Annotated in this window: 14 protein-coding genes; 4 read left to right on the top strand and 10 right to left on the bottom strand. The window is 71.9% G+C overall.

Annotated elements, in window-relative coordinates; translation table 11 throughout:
- Genes ACY34M_RS05170 through ACY34M_RS05160 form a run of 3 tightly spaced genes read right to left on the bottom strand, consistent with a single transcriptional unit; the run spans nucleotide 1 to nucleotide 3,638 of the window.
- Nucleotides 1-729: a uracil-DNA glycosylase gene (locus ACY34M_RS05170; RefSeq protein ID WP_462718725.1), complete on the bottom strand. Its 729-nt coding sequence runs from the start codon at nucleotides 727-729 to the stop codon at nucleotides 1-3.
- Nucleotides 730-747: 18 nt separating this feature from the next.
- Complete coding sequence (locus ACY34M_RS05165; protein WP_462718724.1) at nucleotides 748-2,280, bottom strand: YfcC family protein; 1,533 nt, start codon at nucleotides 2,278-2,280, stop codon at nucleotides 748-750.
- Nucleotides 2,277-3,638, bottom strand: a complete 1,362-nt coding sequence (locus ACY34M_RS05160) for a M20/M25/M40 family metallo-hydrolase (protein ID WP_462718723.1) — start codon at nucleotides 3,636-3,638, stop codon at nucleotides 2,277-2,279. The genes ACY34M_RS05165 and ACY34M_RS05160 overlap by 4 nt, the downstream gene beginning before the upstream one ends.
- Before the next feature lie 116 nt (nucleotides 3,639-3,754).
- On the opposite strand from ACY34M_RS05160, the gene ACY34M_RS05155 reads away from it, so the two are divergent.
- A complete protein-coding gene (locus tag ACY34M_RS05155) occupies nucleotides 3,755-4,201 on the top strand; it encodes an RNA-binding S4 domain-containing protein (RefSeq protein WP_462718722.1) in 447 nt (148 codons plus the stop codon).
- A 125-nt stretch (nucleotides 4,202-4,326) separates the two neighbouring features.
- Here the strand turns inward: ACY34M_RS05155 and ACY34M_RS05150 are convergent, their stop codons facing one another.
- Nucleotides 4,327-5,007 carry a class I SAM-dependent methyltransferase gene (locus tag ACY34M_RS05150; RefSeq protein WP_462724104.1) on the bottom strand — a complete coding sequence of 227 codons (681 nt, stop codon included), beginning with the start codon at nucleotides 5,005-5,007 and terminating at the stop codon, nucleotides 4,327-4,329.
- Between the two features lie 132 nt (nucleotides 5,008-5,139).
- Here ACY34M_RS05150 and ACY34M_RS05145 point away from each other — a divergent pair, with 132 nt between their 5' ends.
- Nucleotides 5,140-5,445 carry a DUF6343 family protein gene (locus ACY34M_RS05145; RefSeq protein WP_462718720.1) on the top strand — a complete coding sequence of 102 codons (306 nt, stop codon included), beginning with the start codon at nucleotides 5,140-5,142 and terminating at the stop codon, nucleotides 5,443-5,445.
- A gap of 49 nt (nucleotides 5,446-5,494) precedes the next feature.
- Here the strand turns inward: ACY34M_RS05145 and ACY34M_RS05140 are convergent, their stop codons facing one another.
- The 5 genes from ACY34M_RS05140 to rpsA form a co-directional block, all read right to left on the bottom strand.
- Nucleotides 5,495-5,857 carry a tetratricopeptide repeat protein gene (locus ACY34M_RS05140; protein ID WP_385765588.1) on the bottom strand — a complete coding sequence of 121 codons (363 nt, stop codon included), beginning with the start codon at nucleotides 5,855-5,857 and terminating at the stop codon, nucleotides 5,495-5,497.
- A 91-nt stretch (nucleotides 5,858-5,948) separates the two neighbouring features.
- The gene (locus ACY34M_RS05135; RefSeq protein ID WP_462718719.1) at nucleotides 5,949-6,341 is read right to left on the bottom strand and encodes a hypothetical protein; all 393 of its coding nucleotides are present in this window, start codon (nucleotides 6,339-6,341) and stop codon (nucleotides 5,949-5,951) included.
- The gene (gene coaE / locus ACY34M_RS05130; RefSeq protein ID WP_462718718.1) at nucleotides 6,338-6,946 is read right to left on the bottom strand and encodes a dephospho-CoA kinase; all 609 of its coding nucleotides are present in this window, start codon (nucleotides 6,944-6,946) and stop codon (nucleotides 6,338-6,340) included. Before coaE ends, ACY34M_RS05135 begins: the two co-directional genes overlap by 4 nt.
- A gap of 23 nt (nucleotides 6,947-6,969) precedes the next feature.
- Nucleotides 6,970-7,908, bottom strand: a complete 939-nt coding sequence (locus ACY34M_RS05125; RefSeq protein WP_462718717.1) for a PAC2 family protein — start codon at nucleotides 7,906-7,908, stop codon at nucleotides 6,970-6,972.
- Between the two features lie 222 nt (nucleotides 7,909-8,130).
- The gene (gene rpsA / locus ACY34M_RS05120) at nucleotides 8,131-9,642 is read right to left on the bottom strand and encodes a 30S ribosomal protein S1 (RefSeq protein ID WP_462718716.1); all 1,512 of its coding nucleotides are present in this window, start codon (nucleotides 9,640-9,642) and stop codon (nucleotides 8,131-8,133) included.
- A gap of 363 nt (nucleotides 9,643-10,005) precedes the next feature.
- Between rpsA and ACY34M_RS05115 the strand changes: the two genes are divergently transcribed.
- Both ACY34M_RS05115 and hrpB read left to right on the top strand, forming a co-directional pair.
- The gene (locus ACY34M_RS05115; protein WP_462718925.1) at nucleotides 10,006-10,833 is read left to right on the top strand and encodes a class I SAM-dependent methyltransferase; all 828 of its coding nucleotides are present in this window, start codon (nucleotides 10,006-10,008) and stop codon (nucleotides 10,831-10,833) included.
- 18 nt (nucleotides 10,834-10,851) lie between these two features.
- Complete coding sequence (gene hrpB, locus ACY34M_RS05110; RefSeq protein WP_462718715.1) at nucleotides 10,852-13,401, top strand: ATP-dependent helicase HrpB; 2,550 nt, start codon at nucleotides 10,852-10,854, stop codon at nucleotides 13,399-13,401.
- On the opposite strand, the gene ACY34M_RS05105 is transcribed toward hrpB, so the two are convergent.
- Entirely contained in the window at nucleotides 13,391-14,395 is a 1,005-nt protein-coding gene (locus tag ACY34M_RS05105; RefSeq protein WP_462718714.1) for a PorA family protein, read from the bottom strand. The two genes, hrpB and ACY34M_RS05105, sit on opposite strands and share 11 nt — an antisense overlap.
- Nucleotides 14,396-14,407 lie beyond the last annotated feature (12 nt).

The raw sequence follows: 14,407 nt of genomic DNA, 5'->3' as shown, positions 1-14,407 counted from the left end.
CTAGGAAGCGGGAGCGCCGCGGTCCTGCGGAGTTGGGCCGAACGGGTGCAATCCGGCCGACTCCGCCGCGTCCCGCAGGACGCTCCGCAGCATCTCGGGGGTGAGCCTGCCCGTGAACGTGTTGCGCTGGCTCACGTGGAAGCAGCCGAAGATCGCAAGCTCTTCGAGGTCGACGCGGGCGCCGTGCGCGAAGGCGGGGCGCGGGCGCGGCACCTCCCAGCCCGCCTCGGCGAACGCGGGCAGCGCCGCCTGCCAGCCGAACGCGCCGAGCACGACGACCGCGCGCAGGGTGGGCCGCAGCAGGTTCAGCTCCTGGACGAGCCAGGGCCGGCAGGTGTCGCGCTCGGCCGGGGTCGGCTTGTTGGCGGGCGGCGCGCAGTGCACGGGCGAGGTGATCCGCACGCCGTGCAGGGTGAGCCCGTCGTCGGCGCTCACCGCGTCCGGCCGGGAGGCGAGCCCGATGTCGTACAGGGCCCGGTAGAGGACGTCGCCGGACCGGTCGCCGGTGAACATGCGGCCCGTGCGGTTGGCGCCGTGCGCGGCGGGCGCGAGGCCGACGATCAGGAGCGAGGCGTCGTGCGGGCCGAAGCCGGGGACGGGCCTGCCCCAGTACGTCTCGTCGGCGAAGGCCGCGCGCTTGGTGCGCGCGACCTCCTCACGCCACTCGACGAGCCGCGGGCAGGCCCGGCAGTCGCTGATGCGCCCGTCGAGTTCACCGAGACCGTCCATGTCTCCCGACGATAGGGGCTACGTGAACGCGGCCCCCAGCGCGACGAACACGCAGACCAGCACGAACAGGACGGCGAGCAGCGGCCACACGAACCGCAGGTACCGGTCGTAGCCGACCTTGGCGAGGGCGACGCCGCCGATGGTGACGGCGGTCGTCGGCACCCACAGGTTCATCCAGCCGCTGGCCGCCTGCCACGCGGTGACGACGACCGCCCGCGAGACGTCCGCGAAGTCGGCGAGCGGCGCGAGGATCGGCATGGCGAGGGTGGCGTGCCCGGACGTGGACGGGATGAGGAAGGCGAGCGGCAGGTTCACGAGGAAGACGATGATCGCGAAGATGCCGGACGAGGTGCCCTTCACGACGCCCTCGATCGCGTGCAGCACCGTGTCCGTGATCTTCGAGTTGTTCATGATCACGGTGACGCCGCGGGCCAGCAGGATGACGAGCGCGGGCGAGACGAAGTCGGCGGCACCCTGGATGATCGTCGAGCTGAGCTTCTGCTCGCCCATCCGCGCGACGATTCCGACGAGCACGGCCGCGACCAGGAACACCGCCGCCAACTGCGGGAACGACCAGTCGAGTTCGAATCCGTACGGGGTGGCTCCGGCGTCGCCGGTCAGGGCGCTCGCCCAGGGCACCACCGAGAAGATCATGAAGGCGAAGACCAGGGCCGTGACGCCCAGCACGGACTTGTGCAGGGCGGTCAGCTCGGGGACCTCGGCCGATGCGGTGTCCGTCTCGTTCAGGTCCCGGTCCCCCGGCAGGAAGCCGGAGATCGAGCGCTCCGGGTCGCGCCGCACCCGCTTCGCGTAGCGGATGACGTACGCGATGGTGACCCCGGTCAGCACGATCCACATCACGAACCGCAGCGCGATGCCGTCGCCCAGCGAGATCTCGGCGGCCGAGGAGGCGACTCCGGTCGCGAACGGGTTGACCGTCGAGCACAGCACGCCGACGCCCGCGCCGAGGATGATCGCGCCGACCGCCGTCATCCGGTCGTAGCCGAGCGCCAGCATCAGCGGCACGATCAGCCCGTAGAACCCGAGCGTCTCCTCGGCGAAGCCCTCGACCGTGCCGAGGACGGAGAAGACGGCCATGACGCCCGCGATGAGGAGCGCGCCGCGGTCGCGCAGGCGGTGGGCGAGGCGGCCGATGCCGCGGTCGAGGGCGCCGGTCGCGAAGACGACGGTGATGAACGCGCCGATGGCGAGCACGAAGAGGAAGACGCCCGCGCTGCCGTACAGATCACCGGAGTTGTCCGGCGAGACGAGCGAGGTCTTCGGGTCCTGGATGCCGTAGAGGCCGTTGACCGGCGCGAGGAACAGATCGTTGAGCCGGTCGACGAAGCTCTGCCCGGAGTCGACGCGCTGGTACGTGCCCTCGACGGGCGCGCCGTCGCCGTTCCTGTCGTACTCCCCCGACGGGATCAGGAACGCGAGCAGCCAGATCGCGATCGTGACGACGGCGAGGACGGTGAGGGCGCTGGGGAAACTGAACTTCTTCTTCGCCGGGGGCTGTTCGGGAGCCTCGGTCGTGCCGGTCGTGCTCATGAACCGCTCCCGAAGTCGGCCGCGTACTCCCGCACGAACGCGCACATCGCGACGACCGTGGCGTGCAGTTCGGAGAAGAGGACACGCTCGTTGGGGGCGTGCAGATTGCAGAGGTTGTCCTGCGCGCCGAAGAGCAGCACCTCGGCGTTCGGGGCGGCCTGTGCGAGGCCGTTGACCAGCGGGATGGAGCCGCCGGTCGCGACGTACGAGGCGTCGGTGCCCCATGCTTCCTTGAGCGCGGCGCAGGCCGCGCGGTAGGCGGGGCCGCCGGTGTCCGCCTCGTAGCCGGGGCCTGTGTCGCCGGGGGTGACGGTGAGCGCGATGCCGAAGGGCCGCAGCGAGCGCAGATGCCGGACGAGCAGTTCTTGGGCCTCGTTCGGGTCCTGCTGGGGGTGGAAGCGCAGGTTCAGCTTGGCGCGGGCGTGCGGGACGACGGCCGACGCGGCGCCCGCCACGCTGGGCGCGTCGAGGCCGATGACGGTGATCGCGGGTCCGCTCCACAGGCGCTCGCCGAGGGTGCCGCTGCCCAGGAGCGGCAGCCCTTCCTCGATGCCGGCGAGCTCGCGGAACTCGTCGTCGGTGTAGCTCGTGCCGGTCCACTCGTCGCGGCGCAGGCCCTCGACGGCGACGTCGCCGTGCACGTCGTGCAGCGTGGCCAGGGCCTTGAGGAGGACGAGCAGGGCGTCGGGGGCCGCGCCGCCGAACTCGCCGCTGTGGCGGGCCTCTTCGAGCGTGCGGACCTCGACGGTGACCTCGGCGGCGCCGCGCAGGCCCGTGGTGAGGGTGGGGGTGCCAGGGCGGATGTTGCCGAGGTCGGCGATGACCATGGCGTCGCAGGCGAACCGGTCCGGGTCGGTCGGCGGGTACGCGTCGAAGGGGCTGCCGTACTCCTCCTGGCCCTCGAAGACGATCTTCACGCCGACGGGCGGCCGGCCGCCGAAGGCCCGCAGCATGCCGAGGTGGGCGATGACGTTCGACTTGTCGTCGGCGATGCCGCGCGCCCGCAGCCCGCCCTCGATCTCGGTCGGCACGAACGGCGGCGACTTCCACAGGCTCTCGTCGCCGGGTGGCTGCACGTCGTAGTGGGAGTAGAGCAGGACGGTCGGGGCGTCGGGCGTGGGCGGCGGGATCTCGCCGAAGATCACCGGCGCGGTGTCGGGCAGGTCGAGGGTCTCGACGTGCTCCACGCCCGCGTCCCTCAGCAGCCCGACGAGCAGGTCGTGCGCCTCGCGCACCGGCTCCTGCGGGTGGCCGGGGAAGGCGACGGACGGGATGGCGGCGAGCCGCTCCAGGTCGGACCGCAGCCCGTCCATCAGTCGGTCCACCTCCGCCCGCAGGTCCTTGTCCGTGGCTGCCATGACGTACACACCCCTCGCTCGCACCTTGTTGCGTTTTGCCCGGATTATCCGTGCAGAGTGGGGGTGGTTCGTCCGGGGCTCGCCGACGGGGGCGGCAACGGCATTAAGGTCGACGCATGGCATCGGAGACACCGGGAACGTCACAGCCGCCGCAGGACGGCAGCGTGCGGGTCGACAGCTGGATCTGGGCCGTACGCCTGGTCAAGACGCGCTCGGCGGGCGCCGCCGCCTGCAAGGGCGGGCACGTCAAGGTCAACGGGACGAGCGTCAAGCCGGCGTACGCGCTGCACATCGGGGACGAGGTGCGGGTGCGCCAGCCCGGCGGACGCGAGCGCCTGGTCAAGGTCAAGCGCCTGATCCGCAAGCGGGTCGGGGCGCCGGTCGCCGCCGAGGCCTACGTCGACAACTCGCCGCCACCGCCCCCGCGCGCGGTCGTCGCCCCGGTCGGCGTCCGCGACCGCGGCACGGGCCGCCCCACGAAACGGGACCGCAGGGAACTGGAACGCCTGCGCGGCGTCTTCGGCCAGGGGCCGGGAAGCGACTCGAGCCCGTCCGACGATTGAGCGGCACATCAAGCCCCTGCAGGGGGCACCTCCCAGCGGTAGCTGGGGGAGATTGAGCAGCGGGGTCCGGGGCGGAGCCCCGTGGCGTGGGAGCGGCGCCCGAACTCAACGGACGCCGCACACCGTCACGCCGGAACCGCCCGCACCCAACTCCCGTTCTCCGTCAACACCCGGTCGATCTTCAAATCGGCCTGCGCCAGCGCCTGTTCGAACTCCTCCGGGGTGAGCGGGCGGGCCCGGTACGTCTGGGTCCACACCGCGTCCGGGAACACGTACTCGACCTTCACCGAGCGCACCCCGTCGCCGACCGGCTCCGAGTGGAGCTTGCGGATCGTGAAGCCGCCGCCGGGCCCGGTCACCTCACGCGGCAGGTTCTCGTGCGCGCCCTGCGGCTCGCGCTGGATCAACACACAGCCGTCGGCGGCGACATGACGCCGGCACGCGGCGAGCATCCCGGCCCGCACCTCGGCGTCCCCGGTGTGGACGAGGATCGACCCGAGCAGCACCGCGTCGAACGTCTCGCCCAGGTCGAGGTGCTCGATGGCGCCGCGCACGGTGCGCGCTCCCCTGACCCGCTCCAGCATCTCCGGCGACTCGTCCACCGCCGTCACCGTGAAACCGCGCTCGACGAGCGGGTGCGTCACGCGCCCGACCCCGCAGCCGAGCTCCAGCAGCGTCGCGCCCGCGGGCACGGCGCCCGCGACGACGTCCGGCTCGTCCTCGGCCACAAGCCGCGAGTACAGCTCCACGGCGCAACCGTCGGGCGTGATCGCGCCCGGCCCCGTGCCCTCGTATCCCGTACGCATCTCAAGGCTCATGCCCGCCCAACGAACCACCGTGCCGGGCCGTTCCCCGCGCTCCGGCCGCCCGTGGCACCCTGGAAGGGGGAGCAGCACGCCCCCTTGCCCCGTCGCCCGCGCGCCGAGGGGATGGTGACCATGAACCGCGCGCATCCGCGGCACGCACATGTGCCGCACCCGGCGCACTTCGTCCGCACCGGTGACGAGCCGGTCACCGCGCGCAGCCCGCTGCGCCTGAGGCTCGGCCTCGCGCTGTTCGGGCTGGTCTGGACGGTCTTCGGAACCGTCGCGTTCCTCTTGGCGCACCGTCCGTGGTGGGCGCTGGCCTGCGGAGTCCTCTGGCTGATCACGACGGTCGACCTGTTCATGATCCTGCGCCACATCCGCCAGGGCCCGCACTACCAGCCGGGCCGGGACGTCCCGCCGTACCGCAGGGCACCCTGACGCCTCGGCCGTGACCCATCAATCGTGGCCTTTCGGCCGTGGCCTCGCGTCAGTCGTCGAAGCGCGCCGCCGCCAGGTACTCCGGCTGCGGATCGAGCGCGGCGGCGAGCCGGAAGTGCCGCCGGGCCTGCTGCGGCCGCGACCACCGCTCGTACGTCCTGGCCAGCGCGAAGTGCGCGAACGCGTTGTCCGGCTCGCGCTCCAGGACGATCGTGAACTCCAGCTCCGCCGCCCGCAGTTGCGCGGCGGCGAAGAACGCGCGGGCCCGCAGCAGCCGGGCCGCCGTGTGCTCCGGGTAGACCGCGAGCACGTCGTCCAGAAGCTTCACCGCTCCGCGCGGATCGCGCGCGGCCAGGAGCTGCTCGGCGGCGCGATAGTCGATGACGTGTGTCTCCGGGGTGGCCTCGGGCACGACGAACCTCCTCCTGGTGTCGAACAGGTCAACACCGTGGACCGTAAGGGCTATTCCTTCCCGTGGCCCGCCGGGGGAACACGCGCGGCGATCAGCGCGCGCGGCTCAGGGACACCGCGAGCACCATGCCCACGAGCACGAGCACGGCTCCCGCGATCATGAAGGCCCGGTCCACTCCGGGCCGCTCCCCGCCGAGCAGCACGGTCTCGCGCGGGTCCTCGGCGTCGTACGCGACGCTGACGACGCCGCCCGCGGGCAGCGGCCGCCGCTTGCTGGGCGGCACGGGCGAGACGACCTCGACGACCCGCCCGTCGCCCGTCTCGAACTGGAGAAGGGGCCGCTCGGACCCCTGCCGCGGCGGCTTGACCAAAGCCTGCGCGATGTTCCCCGCGCCCCGCACGCGGCGGGTCCTGCGCAGTCCGTACGCGCCCGCGGCCAGCGCCACCAGACCGCCGAGCGCGGTGCAGGCGGCGAGGACGATCACGCGGTGGCGGCGCGCGCCCGGCGCGCCAGCTCCGCCCACACCTCGTCGACGCGCTCTCTCAGCCGCTCGATGGGTACGTCGTTGTCGATGACGATGTCCGCGATCTCCAGGCGCTTCTCGCGGGTGGCCTGCGCGGCCATCCGGGCCCGCGCGTCCTCCTCGCTCATGCCGCGCAGCCGGGTCAGCCGGTCGAGCTGGGTCCCGGTACTGGCGTCGACGACGACCACGAGGTCGTAGAGGGGTGCCAGCCCGTTCTCGGTGAGCAGCGGTACGTCGTGCACGACGACGGAGTCGGGGCCCGCGGCGGACTCCAGCTCGGCGGAGCGGGTGCCGACCAGCGGGTGCACGATTCTGTTGAGCGTGGCCAGCTTGTCGGCGTCGGCGAAGACGATGGTGCCGAGCTTCGGCCGGTCGAGGCTGCCGTCCGGGGCGAGCACCTCGTCGCCGAACGCCTCGACGACGGCCGCGAGCCCCTCGGTCCCGGGCTCGACGACCTCCCGCGCGATCCTGTCGGCGTCGATCAGCACGGCCCCCCGCTCCACGAGCAGCCGTGACACCTCACTCTTGCCGGCGCCGATTCCGCCGGTCAGCCCCACCTTCAACATAAGCGGAAGCTTAGGCCCTGTGATCAGGCATCGCCTTCGCGTTCCGCCAGGAACTTCTCGAACTCCTGGCCGATCTCGTCGGCGGACGGGATGTCCACCGGCTCGGCCAGCATGTTGCCCCGCTGGTCCGCTCCGGCCGCCGCGTCGTACTGGTGCTCAAGGCCCTGGACGAGGGAGACCAGCTCCTCGTCGCCCTCCTGGACCTGGCGGTCGATCTCCGTCTGCGTGCGGTGCGCCTCGGTGCGCAGCCCGTGCGCGACGCCCGGCAGCACCATGCCGGTCGCGGCGGTGATCGCCTCGAGGACGGTCAGCGCGGCGTCCGGGTACGCGGAGCGGGCGATGTAGTGCGGGACGTGCGCGGCGACGCCGAGGACGTCGTGCCCTGCCTCCATGAGGCGGTACTCGACGAGGGACGCGGCGCTGCCCGGCACCTGTGCCTCGTCGAACGGGCTGCGGTGCCCGGGCACCAGATCGGTGCGGTTGCCGTGCGGGGTGAGGCCGACGGGGCGGGTGTGCGGGACGCCCATCGGGATCCCGTGGAAGTTCACCGCGAGGCGCACTCCGAGCCGCTCCGCGATCTGCCGCACGGCGGCCGCGAACCGCTCCCACTCGACGTCCGGCTCGGGCCCGGCGAGCAACAGGAACGGCGCCCCCGTCGCGTCCTGTACGAGCCGTACCTCGAGCACCGGCTCCTCGTACTCGGTCCAGCGGTCGCGCCGGAACGTGAGCAGCGGGCGACGGGCCCGGTAGTCCACCAGCCGGTCGTGATCGAACCTGGCCACCACCTGGTGCGGCAGCGAGTCGAGGAGCCGCTCGACGATCTGGTCGCCGGTCTCACCCGCGTCGATGTAACCGTCGAAGTGGTAGAGCATGACCAATCCGGCCGACTCCTGGGCCAGCGCCATGTCCACGGCGGCGAGCCCCTTCGGCTCCCATGAGTACAAATCCTGCGGATCAAGCACAGTGACCGCTCCTCCTCGTGTTCCCCCCGAACAACGACCGGAGCGGGTACGTACATTCCCGTTGGGGAGCGCCCCAAAGGGGCGCGGGGAACTGCGCGCGCAGCAACATCGCCGGTGGCACGGCCGACGAGCTCACCCTCTGTGGCCCAGGGCACAAAAAAACGGTGGGCCCGCACCGTAAGGTGCGGGCCCACCGCTAACTACCTGCTAGCGCAGAGCGTTTCAGCTCTGGCCACCCGCCAGCTTCTCGCGAAGCGCGGCGAGCGCCTCGTCCGAGGCGAGCGCGCCGGAGTTGTCGGCCGTCTCCGAGGAGTACGAGCCGCCGCCGCCACCGGAGGCGGCCGGAGCCGAGCCACCGGCGGGAGCCGCAGCACCCTCGGCCTCGGCCTGGGCGTCGGCCTCGCGGGACTTGATGACCTGAGCCTGGTGCTGCTCGAAGCGCTGCTGCGCCTCGGCGTACTGGGTCTCCCAGGCCTCGCGCTGGGTGTCGAAGCCCTCGAGCCAGTCGTTGGTCTCGGGGTCGAAGCCCTCGGGGTAGATGTAGTTGCCCTGGTCGTCGTAGGACGCGGCCATGCCGTACAGGGTCGGGTCGAACTCGACGGCCGACGGGTCGGCGCCGAAGGCCTCGTTGGCCTGCTTCAGCGAGAGGCTGATGCGGCGACGCTCGAGGTCGATGTCGATGACCTTGACGAAGATCTCGTCGTTGACCTGGACGACCTGCTCCGGGATCTCCACGTGGCGCTCGGCCAGCTCGGAGATGTGGACCAGGCCCTCGATGCCCTCGTCGACGCGGACGAACGCACCGAACGGAACCAGCTTCGTGACCTTGCCGGGAACGACCTGGCCGATCTGGTGCGTGCGGGCGAACTGCTGCCACGGGTCTTCCTGCGTCGCCTTCAGCGACAGGGAGACACGCTCGCGGTCCATGTCGACGTCGAGGACCTCGACGGTGACTTCCTGGCCGACCTCGACAACCTCGGACGGGTGGTCGATGTGCTTCCAGGAGAGCTCGGAGACGTGGACGAGACCGTCGACGCCACCCAGGTCCACGAAGGCACCGAAGTTGACGATCGAGGAAACGACGCCGGAGCGGACCTGACCCTTCTGCAGGGTGGTGAGGAACGTCTGGCGAACCTCGGACTGGGTCTGCTCGAGCCAGGCACGGCGGGACAGGACCACGTTGTTGCGGTTCTTGTCCAGCTCGATGATCTTCGCCTCGAGCTCCTTGCCCACGTAAGGCTGAAGGTCGCGAACGCGGCGCATCTCGACGAGGGAGGCCGGCAGGAAGCCACGGAGGCCGATGTCGAGGATGAGACCACCCTTGACGACCTCGATGACGGTACCGGTGACGATCCCGTCCTCTTCCTTGATCTTCTCGATCGTGCCCCAGGCACGCTCGTACTGAGCGCGCTTCTTGGACAGGATCAGACGGCCTTCCTTGTCCTCCTTCTGGAGAACCAGGGCCTCGATCTCGTCGCCGACGGCCACGACCTCGTTCGGGTCGACGTCGTGCTTGATCGAGAGCTCGCGGCTCGGGATGACACCTTCGGTCTTGTAACCGATGTCGAGGAGAACCTCGTCCCGGTCAACCTTGACGATGACGCCGTCGACGATGTCGCCGTCGTTGAAGTACTTGATCGTCTCGTCGATGGCGGCGAGGAAAGCTTCCTCGTTACCGATGTCGTTGACCGCAACCTGCGGGGTGGTGGCGGTGGTCTCGGTGCTGCTCGTCATGTGGGAAAGGGCTCCGGCGGACATTGAAAGTCGGTGGGTACTGCTACGCCGGGAGCCCGTTTCGCTCTGATGAAGCCGGACAGCCTTGGAAGCGCCGAATCCGGACTTCCCTGAGGAACCGGTGGCGCCTCGATAACCGAGGGGACATACAACAGATGCGAGCACAGCCTGCTATGTCCGAGGTGCGCAGGCCCGCAGCGCAACTTGTAGCATACGGGGGCAGCCGGACAGGGTCAATGCGCGAACGCGCACACCGGGGGCGGATCGCCGCATACCCGGCACAAAACCTGTCTCACGAGGCCACTCGCACCGCAGGGCCCGCAGATTATTACGAGGGAGCCGATCATCCAAGAGTCCGGACCAATCGAAGCGTACGACCCGCCCTCGTCGGTCGACGACGACTCGACCGCCACCCGGCGCGCCGCGGACACCACCGAGAGCGCCCGCGCCAACCGGGGCTGGTGGGACAGGAACGCCGACGACTATCAGGTCGAGCACGGCACGTTCCTGGGCGACGACCGCTTCGTGTGGTGTCCCGAGGGGCTCGACGAGATGGAGGCCGAACTGCTCGGCCCGCTCGACGAGCTCGCGGACAAGGACGTCCTGGAGATCGGGGCGGGCGCCGCGCAGTGCTCGCGCTGGCTGCTGGCCCAGGGCGCGCGCCCCGTCGCCCTCGACCTCTCGCACCGCCAGCTCCAGCACGCGCTGCGCATCGACGGCGGCAAGGTGCCGCTCGTGGAGGCGGACGCGGGCGTGCTCCCCTTCAAGGACGGCTCCTTCGACCTGGCCTGCTCCGCGTACGGGGCGCTCCCCTTTGTCGCGGACCAGGTGAAGGTGATGCGCGAGGTGCACCGCGTGCTGCGGCCCGGCGGCCGGTTCGTCTTCTCGGTCACGCACCCGATCCGCTGGGCGTTCCCCGACGAGCCGGGCCCGGAGGGGCTGAGCGTCTCCGCCTCCTACTTCGACCGCACCCCTTATGTGGAGCAGGACGACGAGGGGCGGGCCGTCTACGTGGAGCACCACCGCACCGTCGGGGACCGGGTGCGGGACGTGGTGGCGGGCGGCTTCCGGCTCGTCGACCTCGTGGAGCCCGAGTGGCCCGAGTGGAACACGCAGGAGTGGGGCGGCTGGTCGCCGCTGCGCGGGAACCTGATCCCGGGGACGTCGATCTTCGTGTGCGAGCGCGACTGAGGGAGCGAGACTGAGGGGGTGACCCCACCCTCTTCTCCCTCTTCCTCTCCGTCTCCTCGTTCTCCTCGTTACGACGCCCTGCAGGCACTTCCCGTACGGTCCGCGCTGCCCGCGCTGCGCTCCGCGCTCGACGCGGGCGGGGTCGCGGTGCTCGTGGCGCCGCCCGGCACCGGCAAGACGACGCTGGTGCCGCTCGTCCTCGCCGGGCTGCTCGACGAGGACGCCCCCGTACGTCGTGTGGTGGTCGCCGAGCCGCGCCGGATCGCGGCGCGGGCGGCCGCCCGGCGGATGGCGTGGCTGCTCGGCGAGAAGGTCGGGGAGCGGGTCGGTTACACGGTGCGGGGCGACCGCGTCGTCGGGCCGGACACCCGCGTCGAGGTGGTCACCACCGGAGTGCTGCTGCAACGGTTGCAAAGGGACCAGGAGCTGGCCGGCGTCGACGCCGTGCTGCTCGACGAGGTGCACGAGCGGCACCTGGACGCGGACACCGTGGCCGCCTTCCTGTCGGACGTCCGGGAGACGCTGCGGCCCGAGCTCGAACTGGTCGCGGCGTCCGCGACGACGGACGCCGAGGGGTGGGCGGAGCTGCTCGGGGGCGCCCCGGTCGTGACGGCCGAGGGCGTCTCGTATCCGGTGGACACGGTGTGGGCGCCGCCCGCTCGTCCGGTGCGGCCGCCGCACGGGATGCGGGTGGATCCGGCGCTGCTCACGCATGTGGCCTCCGTGGTGCGCCGCGCGCTCGCGGAACGGGACGGCGACGTGCTGTGCTTCCTGCCGGGCGTCGGCGAGATCGCGCGCGTGGCCGGGCAGTTGGGGGATCTCGGTGACGTCGAGGTGCTCCAGGTGCACGGGCGGGCGCCGGCCGCCGTGCAGGACGCGGTGCTGGCGCCGGGGGCGCGGCGGCGGGTCGTGCTCGCCACCGCCGTCGCCGAGTCGTCGTTGACGGTGCCCGGCGTGCGGGTGGTCGTGGACGCGGGGCTCGCGCGCGAGCCGCGGGTGGACCACGCGCGCGGGTTGAGCGCGCTGACGACCGTACGGGCTTCCCGCGCGACCGGGACGCAGCGGGCGGGCCGGGCCGGGCGTGAGGCGCCGGGTGTGGTGTACCGGTGCTGGGACGAGGCGGAGGACGGGCGCCTGCCGCGCTTCCCCTCCCCCGAGATCAAGGTGGCGGACCTGACGGCGTTCGCGCTTCAGGTGGCGTGCTGGGGCGCCCCGGACGCGTCGGGGCTCGCGCTGCTCGACGCCCCTCCGGGCGGGGCGATGGCGGCGGCCAGGGAGGTGCTCGCGGCGGTCGGCGCCGTGCGGGGCGACGGGAAGGTGACGGAGCGCGGCACGCGGCTCGCGCGGCTCGGGCTGCATCCACGGCTCGGCCGGGCGCTCCTGGACGCGGCGCCGCTCGTGTCGGGGAAGCGGGCCGCGGAGGTCGTGGCGCTGCTGAGCGAGGAGCCGCCCCGCGACTACGGGGACGATCTCGGGCAGGCGTTGCGTGCGGCCCGGCGTGGGCGTGACGCGTACTCCGGGCGGTGGCGCACCGAGGTGCGACGTCTTTCGTCGCTGGTGGAGCACGGTGGCGACGGCCGGGGCGGTGGCGGGTCCGACGACCACGCCGCCGGCACCGTCGCCGCCCTCGCCTTCCCCGAGCGCGTCGCCCGCAGGTCGGGCGGCTCGCTGCTGATGGTGTCCGGCACCCGCGCCGACGTCCCCGAGGGCTCCGCGCTGCGGGACGCCGAGTGGGTCGCCGTGGCCGTCGCCGACCGGCCCGTGGGGGCCGGGCACGCGCGCGTACGGCTCGGCGCCGTGGTGGACGAGGAGACCGCCCGCGGGGCCGCGGCGTCGCTGTTCCGGGAGGGGGACGAAGTGGCGTGGGCGGACGGCGGGTTGGTGGCCCGGCATGTCACCCGGCTCGGCGCCGTCGAACTCGCCGTACGGCCGCTCAAGGACCCCGCCCCCGGCCTCGTACGGGACGCCCTGCTCGAAGGGTTGCGGCGCGAGGGGCTCGGGCTGCTGCGGTGGAGCAGGGACGCCGTGGCGCTGCGGGAGCGGCTGGCCTTTCTGCGGCGGCACGTCGGGGAGCCGTGGCCGGACGTGGGCGACGAGGCGCTGCACGCGCGCGTGGACGAGTGGCTGGAGCCGGAGTTGAGCGCGGCGCGGCGCCGTGCGGACCTCGGGCGGATCGACGCCGGGGAGGCGCTGAAGCGGCTGCTGCCGTGGGCGACCGGGGAGGCGGCCCGCCTGGACGAGCTGGCGCCCGAGCGCCTTGCGGTGCCGAGCGGTTCGCGGGTGCGGCTCGACTACTCGGATCCCGGACAGCCCGTCCTTGCGGTGAAGTTGCAGGAGATGTTCGGGCTGCGCGAGACGCCGCGTGTGGCGGGTGTTCCGGTGCTGGTGCATCTGCTCTCGCCCGCCGGGCGGCCCGCCGCCGTCACCGCCGACCTGGCCTCGTTCTGGGGCGACGGCTACCGGTCCGTGCGGGCCGATCTGCGGGGCCGCTACCCCAAGCATCCGTGGCCCGAGGACCCGGCGACGGCCGAGCCCACGCGGCACACGAACGCCCGCCTCAGACGCTGACCGGGTCGGGCTCCGGCTCGGCCACCGGCGTCTCCTCCGGTTCGCCCGGCCGGCGGCTGCGGGCCTCCAGCCACAGCGAGAGCGCGAGCAGCAGCGCGCCGAGGATCAGGAAGCCCCACGGCAGGTAGGACGTCAGCAGCAGCACCAGGACGCGCTGGGACTTGACCAGGTCGACCGTCGACTCGATGAAGTCGGGGCGCATCTTGACGTCGCCGGCGAACGCGGTGACCTTCTTGTCGGGGTCCGCAGCGAGCAGGGTGCCGCCGCGCATCTCCTCCTTGTGCTGCTCCTCGCCGTAGACGGGGGCGCCGGTGGTCGGGTCGACCAGGAAGGTGCGGACGGTCGAGTACCACATCTGCGTGCCCGTCTTGGCGACGGATTCCGGGGTGATGCCCTTCACGGGCAGCTTCTTGGGGAGCGGCACCTTCGTCCACGGGATGGTCTGTTCGAAGCGGTAGATCTCCAGTCCGTGGAAGTTCTCGGTTCCCTTGTACTCGATGGGGCGGGTGACGCGGGCGCGCGCGTCGAAGTACTCGTAGTCGCGCGGCTCCGTCAGGAAGGGCCACTTGAACTCGATGCCCTCGCGCTTGACGGGGTCGCCGTCGACCGATTCGCCCTTGGCGTGCACGGGCGCGGAGCTGTGGGCGTCGAAGATGTAGCGCTCGGGGATCTGGGAGACCATCTTGCCGTCGGGCCCCACGACGTAGGTGAGACCGTCCCAGACGACGACGTCGCGTCCGGCGGACTTCTCCACCTCGTTCGACGCCTCGACGTTGCCCTTGAGGGTCTGCACGATGCTGAGCTTGGGGACCTTCTTCTCCTTCATGGTCCCGTAGTCGACGAGGGTCGCGTTCTTCGCCTCCAGGACCATCGTCTGGTACTGGCTGGGCGGGATCTTCGCGAGGCGCGGGAACGCGTACCAGCGCATCAGCGGGGACAGCGCCGTGAAGAACACGGCGAAGGCGAGCAGGATCAGGCTGGCCTTGCGGCGCATCGCGGCGGCCCT

The sequence above is a fragment of the Streptomyces sp. EDA2-14 genome, from assembly GCF_054963755.1.
Note: the sequence above shows the minus strand (reverse complement) of the source record. Positions and strands in the feature narration are given on the sequence as shown.